Annotated in this window: 14 protein-coding genes; 4 read left to right on the top strand and 10 right to left on the bottom strand. The window is 73.3% G+C overall.

What is annotated here, in order from left to right:
* Positions 1–100 precede the first annotated feature (100 nt).
* On the top strand, positions 101–1,582 hold the full coding sequence (gene hemG / locus ACGFW6_RS16730) for a protoporphyrinogen oxidase (RefSeq protein ID WP_393509481.1): 1,482 nt from the start codon (positions 101–103) through the stop codon (positions 1,580–1,582).
* A 4-nt stretch (positions 1,583–1,586) separates the two neighbouring features.
* Complete coding sequence (gene hemQ, locus ACGFW6_RS16735; RefSeq protein WP_393509484.1) at positions 1,587–2,318, top strand: hydrogen peroxide-dependent heme synthase; 732 nt, start codon at positions 1,587–1,589, stop codon at positions 2,316–2,318.
* A 62-nt stretch (positions 2,319–2,380) separates the two neighbouring features.
* On the opposite strand, the gene ACGFW6_RS16740 is transcribed toward hemQ, so the two are convergent.
* The 5 genes from ACGFW6_RS16740 to ACGFW6_RS16760 form a co-directional block, all read right to left on the bottom strand.
* Entirely contained in the window at positions 2,381–3,997 is a 1,617-nt protein-coding gene (locus ACGFW6_RS16740; RefSeq protein WP_393509487.1) for an alpha/beta hydrolase, read from the bottom strand.
* Between the two features lie 122 nt (positions 3,998–4,119).
* Complete coding sequence (locus tag ACGFW6_RS16745; RefSeq protein ID WP_393509490.1) at positions 4,120–4,917, bottom strand: TIGR04222 domain-containing membrane protein; 798 nt, start codon at positions 4,915–4,917, stop codon at positions 4,120–4,122.
* A gap of 103 nt (positions 4,918–5,020) precedes the next feature.
* A complete protein-coding gene (locus ACGFW6_RS16750; protein ID WP_393509493.1) occupies positions 5,021–5,818 on the bottom strand; it encodes a DUF4142 domain-containing protein in 798 nt (265 codons plus the stop codon).
* A gap of 379 nt (positions 5,819–6,197) precedes the next feature.
* On the bottom strand, positions 6,198–7,724 hold the full coding sequence (locus ACGFW6_RS16755; RefSeq protein ID WP_393509496.1) for a DUF692 family multinuclear iron-containing protein: 1,527 nt from the start codon (positions 7,722–7,724) through the stop codon (positions 6,198–6,200).
* A gap of 150 nt (positions 7,725–7,874) precedes the next feature.
* On the bottom strand, positions 7,875–8,606 hold the full coding sequence (locus tag ACGFW6_RS16760) for a peptidyl-tRNA hydrolase (protein WP_393509499.1): 732 nt from the start codon (positions 8,604–8,606) through the stop codon (positions 7,875–7,877).
* A gap of 80 nt (positions 8,607–8,686) precedes the next feature.
* Here ACGFW6_RS16760 and ACGFW6_RS16765 point away from each other — a divergent pair, with 80 nt between their 5' ends.
* A complete protein-coding gene (locus tag ACGFW6_RS16765; protein ID WP_393509502.1) occupies positions 8,687–9,556 on the top strand; it encodes an ATP-binding cassette domain-containing protein in 870 nt (289 codons plus the stop codon).
* Entirely contained in the window at positions 9,556–10,227 is a 672-nt protein-coding gene (locus ACGFW6_RS16770) for an ABC transporter (protein ID WP_393509505.1), read from the top strand. Before ACGFW6_RS16765 ends, ACGFW6_RS16770 begins: the two co-directional genes overlap by 1 nt.
* Here the strand turns inward: ACGFW6_RS16770 and ACGFW6_RS16775 are convergent.
* The 5 genes from ACGFW6_RS16775 to ACGFW6_RS16795 all read right to left on the bottom strand — a co-directional run bounded on the left by ACGFW6_RS16775 (position 10,219) and on the right by ACGFW6_RS16795 (position 15,343).
* Entirely contained in the window at positions 10,219–10,398 is a 180-nt protein-coding gene (locus ACGFW6_RS16775; RefSeq protein ID WP_393509508.1) for a hypothetical protein, read from the bottom strand. The genes ACGFW6_RS16770 and ACGFW6_RS16775 overlap by 9 nt on opposite strands.
* Positions 10,399–10,416: 18 nt before the next feature.
* On the bottom strand, positions 10,417–11,265 hold the full coding sequence (locus ACGFW6_RS16780; RefSeq protein ID WP_393509511.1) for a polysaccharide deacetylase family protein: 849 nt from the start codon (positions 11,263–11,265) through the stop codon (positions 10,417–10,419).
* 88 nt (positions 11,266–11,353) lie between these two features.
* Complete coding sequence (locus tag ACGFW6_RS16785) at positions 11,354–12,853, bottom strand: serine/threonine-protein kinase (protein ID WP_393509514.1); 1,500 nt, start codon at positions 12,851–12,853, stop codon at positions 11,354–11,356.
* 63 nt (positions 12,854–12,916) lie between these two features.
* A complete protein-coding gene (locus ACGFW6_RS16790) occupies positions 12,917–14,320 on the bottom strand; it encodes a PhoX family protein (RefSeq protein ID WP_393509517.1) in 1,404 nt (467 codons plus the stop codon).
* A gap of 90 nt (positions 14,321–14,410) precedes the next feature.
* Positions 14,411–15,343 (bottom strand): slipin family protein, encoded by a 933-nt coding sequence (locus ACGFW6_RS16795; protein ID WP_393509520.1) that lies wholly within the window; start codon positions 15,341–15,343, stop codon positions 14,411–14,413.
* Positions 15,344–15,421: the final 78 nt, after the last annotated feature.

A 15,421-nucleotide genomic window follows, 5' to 3' on the forward strand; every position in this document is an offset into this window, starting at 1 on the left:
CGGTCACGGTCGGGACTCGGGGCGGGCACGCGGGGAGCGGACGGCGGCGCGGCGGTACGGCCCCGGCAGCGGTGTCAGTGGCGTTTGAGAGAGTGGGATCATGCGCGAGCACACCGAGGACACACCCACCGGCGACGGCCCCGAGCGGCCCGGTCATGTCGTCGTCATCGGGGGCGGGATCGCCGGCCTGGCGGCCGCCCACCGACTGCTGGGCCGCGGCAGACGCGTGAGTGTCCTGGAGGCGTCGGACCGAGTCGGCGGCAAGCTGCTGCCCGGCGAGATCGCGGGCGTGCGCGTGGACCTCGGCGCCGAGTCGATGCTGGCCCGCCGGCCCGAGGCGATCGCCCTCGCGCGCGAGGTGGGCCTCGGCGAACGGCTCCAGCCGCCGGCCACCGCGACGGCCTCGATCTGGACCCGCGGCGCCCTGCGCCCCATGCCCAAGGGACACGTGATGGGCGTCCCCGGCACCGCGGCCGCCCTCTCCGGAGTCCTGTCCGACGAAGGACTGGCCCGTATCGAGCGCGACGCCGACCTGCCGCGCACCGAGGTCGGGGACGACGTGGCGGTCGGTGAGTACGTGGCCGCGCGCCTGGGCCGCGAGGTCGTCGACCGCCTGGTCGAACCCCTGCTGGGCGGCGTCTACGCGGGCGACGCCTACCGCATCTCGATGCGCTCGGCCGTCCCGCAGCTCTACCGGGCCGCGCGGACCCATGACTCGCTCACCGAAGCGGTCCGCGAGATCCAGGCCAGGGCGGCGGCCGACCAGCAGACCGGGCCGGTGTTCATGGGCATCGAGGGCGGCGTGGGCCGGCTCCCGCTCGCCGTCGCGCAGTCGGTCCGCGCGCGGGGCGGCGAGATCGTGACCGGGGCGCCGGTGACCGAGCTGCGCCGCGAGGCGTCCGGCGGCTGGCGCGTCGTCGCCGGTGACCGGGTGCTGCGCGCCGACGCGGTCGTCGTCGCCGTGCCCGCCCCGGCCGCCGCCGCCCTGCTGCGCGCCGAGGTGCCCGGGGCGGCCGCCGGACTGGACGGCGTCGAGTACGCCTCCATGGCCCTGATCACCCTGGCCTACCGCCGCGCCGACGCCGGCCTCCCGGCGGGCAGCGGCTTCCTCGTGCCGCCCGTCGACGGGCGCACGATCAAGGCGTCGACGTTCGCCTCCCAGAAGTGGGGCTGGATCGCCGACGAGGACCCCGACACGATCGTCCTGCGCACGTCCGTCGGACGGTACGGCGAGACGGAGATCCTGGGCCGCGACGACGCCCACCTCGTCGACGTCTCACGCCGGGACCTGAAGGAGGCCACCGGCCTCGACGCCACCCCGCTTCACACCCGCGTCACCCGCTGGACCGACGGGCTGCCCCAGTACCCCGTCGGCCACCACGCGCGCGTGGCCCGCGTCCGCGAGCACGTCGCCGGAGTGCCGGGCCTCGCGGTGTGCGGCGCGCAGTACGACGGCGTGGGCATCCCGGCCTGCATCGCGAGCGCGTACGCCGCCGTGGACCAGCTGGAGGGCGACCTGAGCGGTGTGCAGGAGCTCACCGCCCACCCGGTGCAGAGTCTGCACGGCGGAGCGGGAGAATAAGGGCATGAGTGACGACGCCTCCACCACCGAGTCCGGCAGGATCCCGAACAAGGGCAAGCTGGCCAAGGACCTCAACGAGGTCATCCGCTACACCCTCTGGTCCGTCTTCAAGCTGAAGGACGTGCTCCCCGAGGACCGCGCGGGCTACGCCGACGAGGTCCAGGAGCTGTTCGACCAGCTCGCCGCCAAGGACGTGACGATCCGCGGCACCTACGACGTGTCCGGCCTGCGCGCCGACGCCGACGTCATGATCTGGTGGCACGCGGAGACCGCCGACCAGCTCCAGGAGGCGTACAACCTCTTCCGCCGCACCAAGCTGGGCCGCGCGCTGGAGCCGGTCTGGTCGAACATGGCGCTGCACCGCCCCGCCGAGTTCAACCGCTCGCACATCCCGGCGTTCCTCGCCGACGAGACGCCGCGCGACTACGTCAGCGTCTACCCCTTCGTGCGCTCCTACGACTGGTACCTGCTGCCCGACGAGGACCGCCGCCGCATGCTCGCCGACCACGGCAAGATGGCCCGCGGCTACCCGGACGTCCGCGCCAACACGGTCGCCTCGTTCTCCCTGGGCGACTACGAGTGGATCCTCGCCTTCGAGGCCGACGAGCTCTACCGCATCGTCGACCTCATGCGTCATCTGCGTGCCTCCGAGGCCCGGATGCACGTCCGCGAGGAGGTGCCGTTCTACACCGGCCGCCGCAAGTCCGTGGCCGAGCTGGTCGCCGGACTCGCCTAGGCGGGACCACCGCGGCTCGGCGGGTTCCCCGCGCCCCGGACGGGGCGCGGGGAACCGCGCGATCAGCCGCGCCGGGCCGCCACCTCGTGACGGCGCTTCTGCGCAGCACTGGGCTTCGGCTCCGGGTGCCCCTCGCAGGACGCGTGCCGCGCCGGCAGCCGGCCCTCCAGCAGATACGCGTCGATGTAGCCGTTGACGCAGGCGTTCGGGCCGTACGCGATGCCGTGCGTCCCGGCGTCCCGCTCGGTCACCAGGACCGAGCCCGCGAGCCGCCGGTGCATCTCCAGCGCCCCGTCGTACGGGGTGGCGGCGTCCCGCTCGGCGGCCAGGATCAGCGTCGGCGGCAGCTCACCCGGACCGGTGCGCACGTCCACCGGCCGCTGCCGGGGTGCCTGCCAGAAGGCGCACGGCAGGTTCATCCACGCGTTGTCCCAGGTCTCGAACGGCGCCACGCGCGCGAGCCGGGTGTTGTCCCGGTCCCAGACCGCCCAGTCCGTCGGCCAGGGCGCGTCGTTGCACTCCACGGCCGTGTAGACCGCGTTCGTGTTCTCCTCCTCGGCCGCCGCCTCCGTCACCGGTGAGGCCAGCTCGACCAGCGGCTTCGCGTCGCCCTTCAGATACGCCGACAGCGCCTGGGCCCGCGAGGGCCAGTAGTCGTCGTAGTAGCCGGCCTGGAGGAACGCCTCCTGCAGCTGCCCCGGCCCGACCTTCCCGTCCGCCGGGTGCGTCGCGAGCCGCGTCCGCACCTTCTCGTAGTTGGCCAGCACCGCGTCGGCGGTGATGCCGAGCCCGTACACGTCGTCGTGCTCGGCGACCCACTCCCGGAAGTCCGTCCAGCGCCCCTCGAACGCGGCCGACTGCGCCAGGTTGTTGTGGTACCAGATCTGCTTCGAGTCCGGGTTCACCGCGGAGTCGAACACCATCCGTCGTACGTGCTGGGGGAAGAGGTGCGCGTACAGCGCGCCGAAGTAGGTGCCGTACGACGCCCCCATGAACGTCAGCTTCTCCTCGCCCAGCGCGGCCCGCAGGACGTCCAGGTCGCGGGCGTTGTTGAGGGAGTTGTAGTGCCGCAGGGCGCTGCCGGCGCGCTTGGCGCAGCCACGCGCGTACGCCTTCGCCCGGGCGACGCGCTCCTTCTTGTACGCCTCCGAGGGGAACGTCGGCGCCTGCGAGGGGCCCTTCGCGTACTGCTTGGGGTCCAGGCAGGTCAGCGGCGCGGAGGGCGCCACTCCGCGCGGGGCGTAACCGACCAGGTCGTAGGCCGCGGCGAGTCGCTTCCACGCCGGGATGACTCCGATCAGCGGGAACTGGACGCTGGAGGCGCCGGGTCCGCCCGGGTTGTAGACCAGCGCGCCCTTGCCCGGCACCCGGCGCTTGCTGTTGTGCGGATCCTTGTGGGTGGCCCGCGCCCTGCTGACCAGCAGCCGGATCTGCTTGCCGTCGGGGTGGGCGTAGTCCAGCGGGACGGACACCGTGCCGCACCGCACCGTGCCCGGCAGCCCTTGATCCTTGGGGCAGTTGCCGAAGGCGACGCCGGCCGCCTCGGCGCGCGCGACGGCCACCGCCGTGCCGTGCCGCTCGTCGGCTCCTGGGGCGGCCCCGGCGCTCGTGGCCGGGGCCAGTGAGAGCGTGGACAGGAGCATGGCCCCCGCGGCCGAGTAGAGGGCGGCAGCTCGCATGGCATTTCCCTTCGGTGCACGGCAGCAACAAAAGGGATATTTGGTTCGTCTGTTGATGAAGGCAAGCACCGCCTCGCCGAAGTCGCCGCAATGCCCCCTATGCGTTATCGACGCATGGCGCGTCACTCCCGCCAGTGCATCGCCTCGTGATGCTGCTCCCGGTGCGCGAAGGCCGCGCGCAGGTCCGGCTCGCCGATCGCGCGTATGCCGCGGACGGCCACGGACGTGAGGTACGTACGGTCGCCGCCGCCCCCGGAGTGCCGCACCAGGCCACTGAGCAGCCGCTGCCCGGCCGGTGAGGCCCAACGCGCGTACGGCTGGACCTCGATGCGGGCGATGGCAAGACAGCTCAGGGTGAGCACGAACGGCAGCGCGAACCACAGTGCGACCAGGTGTGCCGGCATGTCCGACTGGGCGGGTGCCAGCAGGGCGATCGCGCCGAGCGCCGCGACGACGGCCGCGGCGAGGCGCACCTGGCGGATCGCGGAGCCGATCCCGTTACGCGCGCCGGCGGGCACGGCGAGGCCCGCGCTGACCAGCCGGTCGCCGAGGCTGCCCACCGCGTCGGCGGCGGCCGCGGCGTCGCGTACCGGCTCGATCCGTGACTGGCCCTCCGGCCCGATGGCCCCTATCACCGAGCGTTCCATCTCGTCCCGCCCGCGCGGATCGACGACCGTCGCCCACCCGGTGCGTGCGAGCAGCAGCCGCTGCTGCCGCGCCATGGAGACCAGGGTCAGATCGGCGACCCGGCGAGGGCCGCCGGACAGGAACGCGGCCTCGTACAGCGTCAGATCGTGGCCCCGGGCCGCGGTTGCCTCTTTCGACTCCATGGCCGCGGCGTGTACGGCGGCCAGGCACAGCCGCGTGCACGCCGTGCCGGCGACGGCCCAGGCCAGCAGCAGAAGAAGCACCCAGAACATGCCGTGTTTCTATGCCAAGGCTCTGTGCGGCGCCATGCCTTGTTCACGATACGGACGGAGAGTTGCCGGGATGTGACGTTCCGGATCCGGCCGGTCGAGTGCGTCAGGAGTCCCCTGAACCGCCCGCCGGGCGCGGGCTGCTGGCGGCCGAGGGGAGGGTGTACGCCGGCGACGGGGGCGGCGTCACCGGTACCGCCGGAGCGGGGTCGGACGTCGGACCCGGCGGGGCGGGGGAGGGGGTGAGTGGCGGGGTGCTGTCGGCGACCATGTCCCGCGCCAGGGCTTCGTAGTCGACGTAGCCGGTGGCCTCCAGGACCGTGATGTGGTCCAGCACGGTGGTGTTGGCGTCGTCGGCGAGCTTGCGCACGAGGGAGTTACGCGTACTGGCCCGGACCTGGGCGACGACGGAGAACACCTTGCCGTGCGCCAGCCGCAGGATGTTCGCGAACCGGCTGTCGTACTCCACGCCCTGGGCGGAGTTCAGGGTCGCGAGCCACTCCTGCTGCTGGTCGGTGGGCTCGTTGGGCAGCTGGAGGCTCAGCTGGGCCGCGACGTCCCGCACCCGTTCGTCCAGGAACGCGTGCCCCTCGATGAGATGCTCCCCGGCGGTCCGTACGGCCGGGGTGGTGCCCTTCTCCCGGGCCTGCCGGCCGGCGGGCAGTTCCCACAGCCCTGCCAGCCGGACCTTCGTGATGAAGTCGCGGTCGAGGGCGGACAGTGGCCCGTAGCCGGTCGAGACGGTGTCGGCGTTCAGTACGTCCAGACCCGTCCCGGACCGGTCGGCGTACGACCAGATCGGGAAGATCATCGCCAGTAGCGTCGCCATCAGGCCCGTGACGATGATCCCGGTGCCGCTGAAGATGCCCCGGCCGTTGATCGGGGGTCGCTGTCGGGACCGCATGGTGCCTCCTGTTGCGGCACCGCACGTTAGTGCGCTTCGGGGATGGGGTTGGCATATTACTTCGGCGCCGACGCCAACTGCCGTACAGGAGCGAATGGTTGCAAGCGGGGTGGTTACGGGCGAAAAGGGAGCGGCTGCGGTGGGCTTACGGGGTCATACGGGACCAAGCGGGCGCGTCGAAGCCGGAGCGGGCCCGGGTGTTAACCCCGGCACACTCGCCGACCGCGCCCGTGCCCACGGGGGAGCGGGATCCGACGTGGACCGCCCCCGGGTCGCGGGCGGCGTGGACCGTTCCCCGGTCAGCGGTGGCGTGGACCGTTCCCCGGTCAGCGGTGGCGCGGACCGCCCCCGGGTCACCGGTGATGTGGACCGCCCCCGCTCACCGGCGCAGCAGCACTCGGCGCGTGGCCCGGGCCAGCCGAACCCCCGGACGCCGGGACCGCGGCGCGGGGCCCGACCGCTCCAGCCACCACTCCCGCAGCTCCGCCCGCACCCGCGCGTCCTCGCAGCGGCCGTCGGCCAGCAGATACCCGGCGAAGTCCAGCGCGTCGCGCCGGTAGCCGCCGGTCATCGGGTGCCCGTGCGTGTACCCGAGGAAGGCCCGCCGGTATCCGTCGCCGAGGATCACCGGCAGTTCGGGCGCGACCTTCGCCACGACGTCCGCCCGCTTCCCGGCGAGCGCCCGCGCCTGCACCCCGAGCCGCACCCGGTCGAACCCCTCCGGCACGGGCGTCCCGGCGACCAGCGCCGAGAGCAGGGCGGCCTGCGCGAGCCCGAGCCGCTGCCGGGCGGGCTCGGCGCCGTCCTGAGCCGACGCCGCCAGTTCGGACCCAGCGTCTTGAGCCGACGCCGCCACTTCGGACCCCGCGTCCCGGGCCGACCCCGCGTCCTGGGCCGAAGCCGCCTCCTGGGCCGAAGCCGCCTCCTGGATCGAAGCCGCCTCCTGAGCGGATCCCGCGTTCTGGGCTGATTCCTTCTCCTGAGCGGATCCCGTCTCCTGGGCCCGCGTCGCCCCCCGGGCCGGCAGCGGCGCGGGTGCGGCCTCCTCCGTCCGCGCCCCGCTGTGCGCGGACCGCTCGGCGGCGCCCTTCTCCAGCGCCGCCCGGATCGCCCCCAACTCCCCTTCCAGCTCGGCCGGCTCGGGGAAGTTCTCGTCGCGTTCCAGCAGCACCCCCGGCGGGGACACACGGGAGGCGAGGTCGGTCAGGACGTCGAGGACCGGCTGCGGGACGGGGTGGGCGTGGCTGTCGTGCCAGACGCCGTCGCGTTCGAAGCCGCCCGCGACATGGACGTAGGCGATGGCCTCCAGCGGCAGCTCGGCGAGCGCCTTGGCCGGGTCCTCGCCCCGGTTGACGTGGTTGGTGTGCAGGTTGGCCACGTCGATGAGCAGCCGTACGCCGGTACGCTCGGCGAGCTCGTACAGGAACTGCCCCTCGGTCATCTCCTCGCCCGGCCAGGAGATCAGCGCGGCGATGTTCTCCACGGCGAGCGGTACCGGCAGCGCGTCCTGCGCGATGCGCACGTTCTCGCACAGCACGTCGAGGGCGTCCCGGGTGCGCGGCACCGGCAGCAGGTGCCCGGCCTCCAGCAGCGGGGAGGCGGTCAGCGCACCGCCCGCCCGGACGAACGCGATGTGCTCGGTGACCAGCGGCGACCCCAGCGCCTCCACCCGCTCGGCGAGCGCGGCCAGCCGCCCGGCGTCGGGCCGCTCGGCGCCGCCGAGGCCCAGTGACACGCCGTGCGGGATCACGGTGACGCCGCGCTCCCGCAGCCGTACCAGGGACTCCGGCAGGTGCCCGGGGCAGACGTTCTCGGCGACGGCCTCGACCCAGTCGATGCCCGGCATGCGCTCCACGGCGTCCGCGATCTCCGGACGCCATCCGATTCCCGTGCCCAGTCGCTCCATCGTCCCCTCCTCGGCCTGCTCGTGTCGGATGTGACGGGGGTATGGCCCCCGTCAGGGGAGCCGAACCCCTCGGGGGCCGCCTTCAGAGCAACATTTGAGGTTGGGACCGCACCCCGCCACAGGCTCGTACGGGCGGGACGCGCGGGATGTTCAAACGCGGGGAGTCCGCCGCAGCGCCGGATGGTCGGCGACGACCGTGCACGAGCCGGGGGCGACCTCCGTGAACCCCGCGTCCCGTACCAGCGGCAGCCCGCCGCTCGTCAGCCCGGCCCAGCGGGCCGGGTCCGCGGTCCGTACGGCCAGCGGGAAGCCCGCGTCCCGCCAGGCGGTCCGCTCCTCGTCCGAGAGCTCCCACCAGGCGAGCTGGGCCGCGTGTCCGGTCTGCGCCATCGTCTTGCCGGCCGACATGTCGAGATCGGGGTTCAGCCAGAGCACGGGCGCCGAGTGGTCGGTGCCGGCCGGCGGCTCCGGATCGTCGAGGTCGGTCCCGGACACCTGGAGCTTCGCCAGCTCCTTGGGCCAGCCGTCCAGCGGCACCGGCGGGAACACCCGTACCTCGGCCGACTTCCCGGTGACGGTGATCCCGGGCAGCCCCTCGGCCCGCCGCCACTCGGCCCCGCGGGCCCGCCGCACGACCTTGCGGATCCGCGCGTCCTGCCAGTCACGCATGGCCTCGGCCCACTCGCCCTCGCCGAGCGACCGCGCGTCACTGAGGATCGTCAGCACGGCACGGGCGGAGGTCTCCAGAGCGTCCGTGCGGGCCGGCGGGGCGCCCCGCTCGATGCGTACGACCAGCGGGAGCACGAACTGAGGCGCGTCGTCGCGCGCATGGGGTTCGGACCGAAAGGGACTGTCGCCGCCGGACGTCGCATCATGGCTCACGACAACACCCTAAGGGGCGCGGGGACCTGCGCGATCAGCCCCCACCCGGCGGCAGCCGCGGGTACGAGAGGATGCCCCACATGCAACGCGATCTTCGTCTGGACAACGTGGACCGCCGCTACGGCATACGCGGCCCATGGGTCTTACGCGGCATCCACCTCACCGTGCCGCCCGGCACCCTCATCCGCGTGGAAGGCCCCAACGGCACCGGCAAGTCCACTCTCCTCCGGCTCCTCGCGGGCATAGACGCCCCGACCGAGGGCCGCATCACCGGCCGACCCCGCACCGCGTACGTCCCCGAACGCTTCCCCACGGCGCTGCCCTTCACCGCCCTCGGCTACCTCACGCACCTCGGCAAGGTCCACGGCCTGTCCCACCTCGCGGCCAAGCGCGCCGCAGGCGAGTGCCTCGACCGCTTCGGCGCCGCCCCCTACGCCCGTACTCCCATGGCCCAGTTGTCGAAGGGCAGCAGCCAGAAGGTCGCCGTCGCTCAGGCCCTGCTCGCCGAACCGGAGCTGCTCGTGCTGGACGAGGCATGGACCGGCCTCGACACCGACGCCCGCGCGGAGCTGGAGCGGGCCGTCGCCGAACGCACCGCGGGCGGCACCGCCGTGGTCTTCGTGGACCACGACCCGCGCCGCCTGGCGGGCGTGCCCGACGCGACGTACACCGTGCGCGACGCGGGACTGGAGCCGCGCGGCGTTCAGCCGCCCGCCGAGTCCGAGGGCCCGCGGGTGACCGTCGTCGTCCAGGGCCCGAAGGGCGGGCAGCTCCCCGCCGACGCGACCCGCGTGGCCGTCGCGGCCGAGGAGCCGACGCCCGGCACCCACCGTCTCACGGTGCCCGCTTCCCACTCGGACATCCTCCTGCGGGCCCTGCTCACCGCCCGGCCGCCCTGGCATGTGGTGAGCGTGAGCCCGCTGCCGAACCCCGACGACGAGAGCCGCTGATGACCGCCCTGTTCGGATACCAGGCCGCCCTGCTCGTACGCTCGCAGCGCTGGCTGCCGCCGTTCATCCTCTACGTCGCGTTCCTCGGCATCGGCGTGCAGGGCGGCCAGCCGATCCTCGACTCACTCGGTTACGCGGCCGCGGCCCTGCTGCCCGTCGCCGCCTGGCTGGTGCGGATCTGCGTCACCAACGAGCCGCCCGCCGCCCGCAGTTGCGTCGCCGCGGCGGTCGGCCCGGGGCGGGCGCACCTGGCCGCGGTGCTGGTGGCACTAACCACCGCCGTGGCCCTGGGGGCGGCCGCGACCCTCGCCGTGACCCTGATCAGCAACCCGGTGACCGCGGATCTCCAGACCCGCCTGCCTCGGCTTCCGGCGGGCGCGGCCGGGCTGCTCGCCGCGCTGGCCTGCGCCCTGCTGGGCACGGCCGTCGGCGCCCTCACCACCTGGCCGGTGCTGCGCTCGACCGGCCGCGCGGTGCCGGCGATGCTGCTCGCGGCCCTGCTGTCGGTCGTCGTGACGGGTTCCCCGGCGCAGGCCGCGGTCAGCGGGCTGGTCACCGGGTCCCGCTCGGGCACGGTCCCGATGCCGGTGCTGCCCCTGGCGGCCGCGGTGCTGATCACGGCGGCGGCGACGGCGGCGGCCTGCGCGCTCACCTCCCGCAGATCACCCTGAGCAGGCGGTGCGCTGTGCCTCCTGCCATTCGCACACCGGGCAGAGCGTGATCCCCTTGTACGACTCCGGGTACTCGGTCGGCTCCCGGCACAGGACACACTCCGCGTAGGGCGGCCCGTCCGCCTCGGGCGGTTTCGCCACGTCGCCGATGGTGCAGTAGTCCTCGCTCATGACTCCAGCGTAGGACGCTCACCGCCGTCCGCCCGAGGCTCCGATCAGCTGGGACACCTTCACCAGCCGGAACCCCTCAGCCCGCAGCCGAGGCACGACGCTGCGGATCACCCGCTCGGTGGTCGGAGCGGCGCTGCGCGTGCAGTGCAGGACCACCACGGACCCGGGCCGCACCCCGCGCAGCACCTCCCGGGCGACCTCGGCGGCGTCCGTGGCGAAGGCGTCCCCGCTCACCACGTCCCACTGCACGGCCGTGACGCCGGCCGGGGTCAGCGTCTCCAGGACCCGCCGGTCGTAGCACCCGCCCGGAAACCGGAGGTACGGCATCGCGTCACGGATCCCCACCCTCCGGAACGCCGCGTACGCCCGCTCGACGTCCGCCCGCATCCGCTCCTCGCCGATGGTCGGCAGTCCGTAGCAGTGGTCGGTGAAGGCGTAGTGGCTGTAGGAGTGGTTGGCGACCTCGAACAGGGGGTCCCGGCCGATGGACCGGGCCTGCCGGGGATACTCCTCGGCCCACCGCCCCGTCATGAACACGGTCGCCGGCACCTTCAACTCCCGCAACGCCGCGATCAGTCCCGGATTGTCGAACCGTTCGCCCTGCGCCGCCCGCGGCCCCTGGTCGGCGGTCATGTCGGCGTCGAAGGTGAGCGCGACGGTCCGACCCGCGTCGCGGGGGCCGTGCTCGAAGACGGCCGTCCTGCCGGCGGGGCCGGGCGCGAGAGTCGGCGGCCCGGCGGCCGGGGAGGTGGCGCTGGGCGCCGGGAGCGGAGCCCGGGTCGATTCGTGCGCCCCGCACGCGGCGAGCGCGCCGAGGGCCGCACCCAGGACACAGACGGCGGTGACGCTTCGTACAGGACTGATCACCGAATGAAGATATGATAATCAAACAGTCACTTCGGCACGCCGAAGGGTGCGTCGGGCCTGCGTCACCCGCCCGGCGGGCCCGGGTCGGTCAGCCGTTCCCGCCCTTGCGGCCGCAGGTGCCCGTCGGCGCGGAGGCCGGGGGGCGGCACTGGAGGCCGAAGTCGGCCGGGTTCTTGCTCAGGTAGCGGCCGATGCAGGCGTTCACCGTGTCGCGGTCGTGCTGGGCGCAGAAGTTCAGCGCCGCACGGCCGTTGGCGAAGGGGCCGGGGGCGTAGAACACCCAGTAGCCGCCGCGCAGGGACGCGTAGTCGTCGCTGCGGACCACCTTGGTCTGCGGGATGGACCGGCGGATCGTGGCCAGCCTGCGGTCCCGGTTGCCGATACCCGCTGAGACGGGCTCGGAGTGGAGCTGGGCGATCCAGCGGCCCGCCGGGTTGGCGACGGGCGTGCGCGTGGGCTTCTCGGGGGCGGGGGAGGGGGCGGCCGACGTCTGTTCGTCCGAGGAGCCGGGCGTGGATGCCCTGGCCGACGACTCCGTGGTGGCGCCGGCCTTGTCGCCGCCGGCGCCACCGGTGTCGCCGGCGCGCTGGGTGAGGACCAGTGCGGTGGCCGTGGCGATCGCGAGGACCGCGGTCGCGGCCACCACGAGAGGGGTGCGGCGCCGGGCGCGGCCCGCCGGCTGAGGGGCCGTGGGGCGCGGCGTGTCCAGCTGGGTGGGGGTGGGCGCCGGCATCGCGTGCGGCGCGGTCGCGGTCGCCGTCGGCTGGGCCGCCCAGTACGGAGACGTCCCCGACTCCACCTGCGCCAGCATCGCGTCCAGCCGGGCGGCGTCCGGGCGGGCCGCCGGATCCCGGACCAGCAGGGCTTCCAGCACCGGCGTCAGCGGGCCCGAGCGGGACGGCGCGGGCAGCGGGTCGTCGAGCACGGCGGCCAGCGTGGCGAGGGTCGTCGGTCGGCGCAGCGGGCTGATGCCCTCGGCGCAGACGTACAGGACCACGCCCAGCGACCAGAGGTCGGCGGAAGGGTCGTCGCCATGGCCCCGGATCCGCTCCGGCGCCATGTACTCGGGCGAGCCGACGAGTTCACCGGTCGCCGTGAGGCCCGTCGTGCCCTGGAGGGCGGCGATGCCGAAGTCGGTGAGCACCGCGCCGCCGTCGGGCCGCAGCAGGATGTTGGCGGGCTTGACGTCCCGGTGCCGGATGCCCGCCGCGTGTGCGGCCCGCAGCGCGGCGAGCACCTGGCGGCCGAGCCGGGCCGCGCCGGCGGGCGTCAACGGTCCCTCGTCCAGCCGCTGTTGCAGCGAGACGCCCGGCACCAGCTCCATGACGATCCACGGATGCGGTTCGGCGTCCACTATCTGGTGGACCGTCACCACGTTCGGGTGGCTGAGCCGGGCCAGTGCCCGCGCCTCCCGCATCACGCGCTCGCGCACCACGCCGACCGTGTCCGCGTCGGACCGCACCGCCTTGAGCGCGACCTCCCGGTCGAGCACCGTGTCGCGAGCCCGCCACACGGTGCCCATACCTCCGCTGCCGAGCCGTTCCACCAGCTCGAAACGGCCGTCGACGAGATCCCCCGGTGCGTTCATGCCGCACAGGTTAGAGGACGCCACGGAGGGGTGGCTTCCGCAGGGACTCCCGTCAACGGGCCGTCACTTGCGCCAGGGTCCGGTCACCGCGAACGTGGTGCCCGGTGTGTAGCAGTTGACGTACATCGTCCGGCCGTCCGGCGAGAACGTGACCCCGGCGAACTCGCCCCACTCCGGCTCCTCGGGCGTGCCCAGGTTCTGCGCGTTGCGCGCCATCGCGTACACCTCGCCGCGCCGCGTCACCCCGAAGACGTGCTGGGCGCCGTTGCCGTCCTCGCAGACCATCAGGCCGCCGCTGGGCGCGAGGCAGATGTTGTCCGGGGACTCGCCCGGCAACTGCACGTCCGTGTCCGGGCCGAAGACGATCACCAGGGTGAGACGGCGCTCGGTGGGGTCGTAGCGCCAGATCTGGCCGTAGTGGTCCGCCGCCGAACCCTCCGCGCTGTGGGCGAAGGAGGAGACGAAGTAGACGCTGCGGCCGCCCCAGTAGCAGCCCTCCAGCTTCTGCGCGTGCGTGATGCCCTTCGGGCCGAAGTCCTGGAGCCGGATGGGGGTCTGCTGGGCCAGTGGATCCGGTACGTCGACCCACTCGATGTTCCCGAAGCTCGCGCCCGGTTCCTGGATCGACGACAGGTCGGGCACGCCCGGCACCCGCATCGCCTGGAGCCGGCCTCCCGCGCGCAGGGTGCCCGGGCCGCCGCGCGGCTGGTGCGGCAGGAAGCGGTAGAACAGCCCGAACGGCTTGAGGAAGGCGTCCTCGGTCTCGTAGACGACGCCACGTTTCGGGTCCACCGCGATCGCCTCGTGCTGGAAGCGGCCCATCGCGGTGAGCGGGACCGCGCCGGAGGCGTACGGGTTCGACGGATCGACCTCGAAGATGAAGCCGTGGTCCTTGGTGTAGCCGTTGGTGCCGGCCTTGTCCTCGGTCTCCTCGCAGGTCAGCCAGGTGCCCCAAGGGGTGGGCCCGCCCGCGCAGTTGACGGCGGTGCCGGCGATCGCGACCCGCTCCGACAGGACGTGCCCGTGCCGGTCGAGCGTCAGGGCCGTACAGCCGCCCTTGCCGGCCGGGTCGTAGGTGAGGCCCGGGACCGTGGGGACGGGGACCCTGCCGTCGGCGCGGTTCTCGTGATTGCGGACCAGGTGGACGCGGCCGCCTCTGCCGGGCAGGGCGGTCATGCCGTCGTGGTTGGAGGGGACCGGGCCCTCGCCCGAGCGGAGCCGGTCGCCCTCGCGGGAGAGAACCCGGTAGCTGAAACCTTCCGGCAGGTCGAGCAGACCGTCGGGGTCCGGCACGAGCGGGCCGTATCCCGTGTGACCCAGGTTCTGTGCGGCAGCGGTGCCCGCGAAGAGTTCGGTGAGATTTCCGGCGAAGGCGATCGAGACACCCAACGCCCCGGTGCGGGCGAGAAGCTGACGGCGTGTCGTGGAGCCGGACGCGGAAGCGCCGACGGGCGCGTTTTCGGACATGGGGCAGCCTTCCTGTTGGCGGACAGGAACTTTGACCCCGCTGTGTCTATCACCTGGCGCGAGCCTCTGGAACCACGCGCGTAGCACGTGTCACTTCCCCGACGCGTCCTCGATGATGTCCTCGATCGTCCGCTCGACCTCCCGCTCGGGCGGCGGCTCGATCTCGCGCTCGGCCGGGGGCTCGACGGTCCGCTGTTCGCCCGGGTCGGCGGGGCTCTCCACGTCGTGCGCCGCGTAGCGCCGCGGGGGCTGCCCCTCGTGCTCCTCGCCGCCCCTCTCCAGGAAGCGCAGCAGCTCCACCGGGATCGGCAGGACCAGCGTGGAGTTCTTCTCCGCGGCCACCGCCATCACCGTCTGCAGGAGACGCAGCTGGAGTGCGGAGGGGGTGTCCTCCATCTGATGGGCGGCCTCGGCCAGCTTCCTGGAGGCCTGGAGCTCGGCGTCCGCGTTGATGATGCGGGCGCGCCGCTCGCGGTCGGCCTCGGCCTGCCGGGCCATGGAGCGCTTCATCGACTCCGGCAGCGACACGTCCTTGATCTCGACGCGGTCCACCTGCACGCCCCAGCCGATGGCCGGGCTGTCGATCATCAGTTCCAGGCCCTGGTTCAGCTTCTCGCGGTTGGAGAGCAGGTCGTCCAGATCGCTCTTGCCGATGATCGAGCGCAGGGACGTCTGCGCCATCTGCGAGACCGCGTACTTGTAGTCCTCGACCTTGATGAGGGCGCTCGCGGGCTCGATCACCTTGAAGTACACGACCGCGTCCACGCGCACGGTCACGTTGTCGCGGGTGATGCCCTCCTGGGCCGGCACCGGCATCGTGACGATCTGCATGTTGACCTTGTGCAGCCGGTCCACGATCGGAACGATCATCGTGAACCCGGGAGCCCGCACGTCTCCCGCCAGCCGTCCGAGCCGCAGGACCACCCCGCGCTCGTACTGTTTGACGACCCGCGCGGCCGCCGCCACGTACACGGCTCCCGCGGCAGCCACTCCCGCGGCCGCGCCCAGCAGCTCCTCGACCATGCCGACCTCCTCGCGGAGAGGGCCATTCAGTCCGCTTCTGTAACGATATGCCCGGTGTCTGGTCCGAGGCCACGGGCG

Origin of the sequence: Streptomyces sp. Y7, from assembly GCF_043195415.1 — a bacterium.
Classification (GTDB): Bacteria; Actinomycetota; Actinomycetes; order Streptomycetales; family Streptomycetaceae; genus Streptomyces.

Bases quoted from the DNA above. Each gene is read 5' to 3' on its own strand.
- hemG (WP_393509481.1), top strand. From the start codon at position 101: ATGCGCGAGCACACCGAGGACACACCCACCGGCGACGGCCCCGAGCGG.
- hemQ (WP_393509484.1), top strand. From the start codon at position 1,587: ATGAGTGACGACGCCTCCACCACCGAGTCCGGCAGGATCCCGAACAAG.
- ACGFW6_RS16740 (WP_393509487.1), bottom strand. From the start codon at position 3,997: ATGCGAGCTGCCGCCCTCTACTCGGCCGCGGGGGCCATGCTCCTGTCC.
- ACGFW6_RS16745 (WP_393509490.1), bottom strand. From the start codon at position 4,917: ATGTTCTGGGTGCTTCTTCTGCTGCTGGCCTGGGCCGTCGCCGGCACG.
- ACGFW6_RS16750 (WP_393509493.1), bottom strand. From the start codon at position 5,818: ATGCGGTCCCGACAGCGACCCCCGATCAACGGCCGGGGCATCTTCAGC.
- ACGFW6_RS16755 (WP_393509496.1), bottom strand. From the start codon at position 7,724: ATGGAGCGACTGGGCACGGGAATCGGATGGCGTCCGGAGATCGCGGAC.
- ACGFW6_RS16765 (WP_393509502.1), top strand. From the start codon at position 8,687: ATGCAACGCGATCTTCGTCTGGACAACGTGGACCGCCGCTACGGCATA.
- ACGFW6_RS16770 (WP_393509505.1), top strand. From the start codon at position 9,556: ATGACCGCCCTGTTCGGATACCAGGCCGCCCTGCTCGTACGCTCGCAG.
- ACGFW6_RS16775 (WP_393509508.1), bottom strand. From the start codon at position 10,398: ATGAGCGAGGACTACTGCACCATCGGCGACGTGGCGAAACCGCCCGAG.
- ACGFW6_RS16785 (WP_393509514.1), bottom strand. From the start codon at position 12,853: ATGAACGCACCGGGGGATCTCGTCGACGGCCGTTTCGAGCTGGTGGAA.
- ACGFW6_RS16790 (WP_393509517.1), bottom strand. From the start codon at position 14,320: ATGTCCGAAAACGCGCCCGTCGGCGCTTCCGCGTCCGGCTCCACGACA.
- ACGFW6_RS16795 (WP_393509520.1), bottom strand. From the start codon at position 15,343: ATGGTCGAGGAGCTGCTGGGCGCGGCCGCGGGAGTGGCTGCCGCGGGA.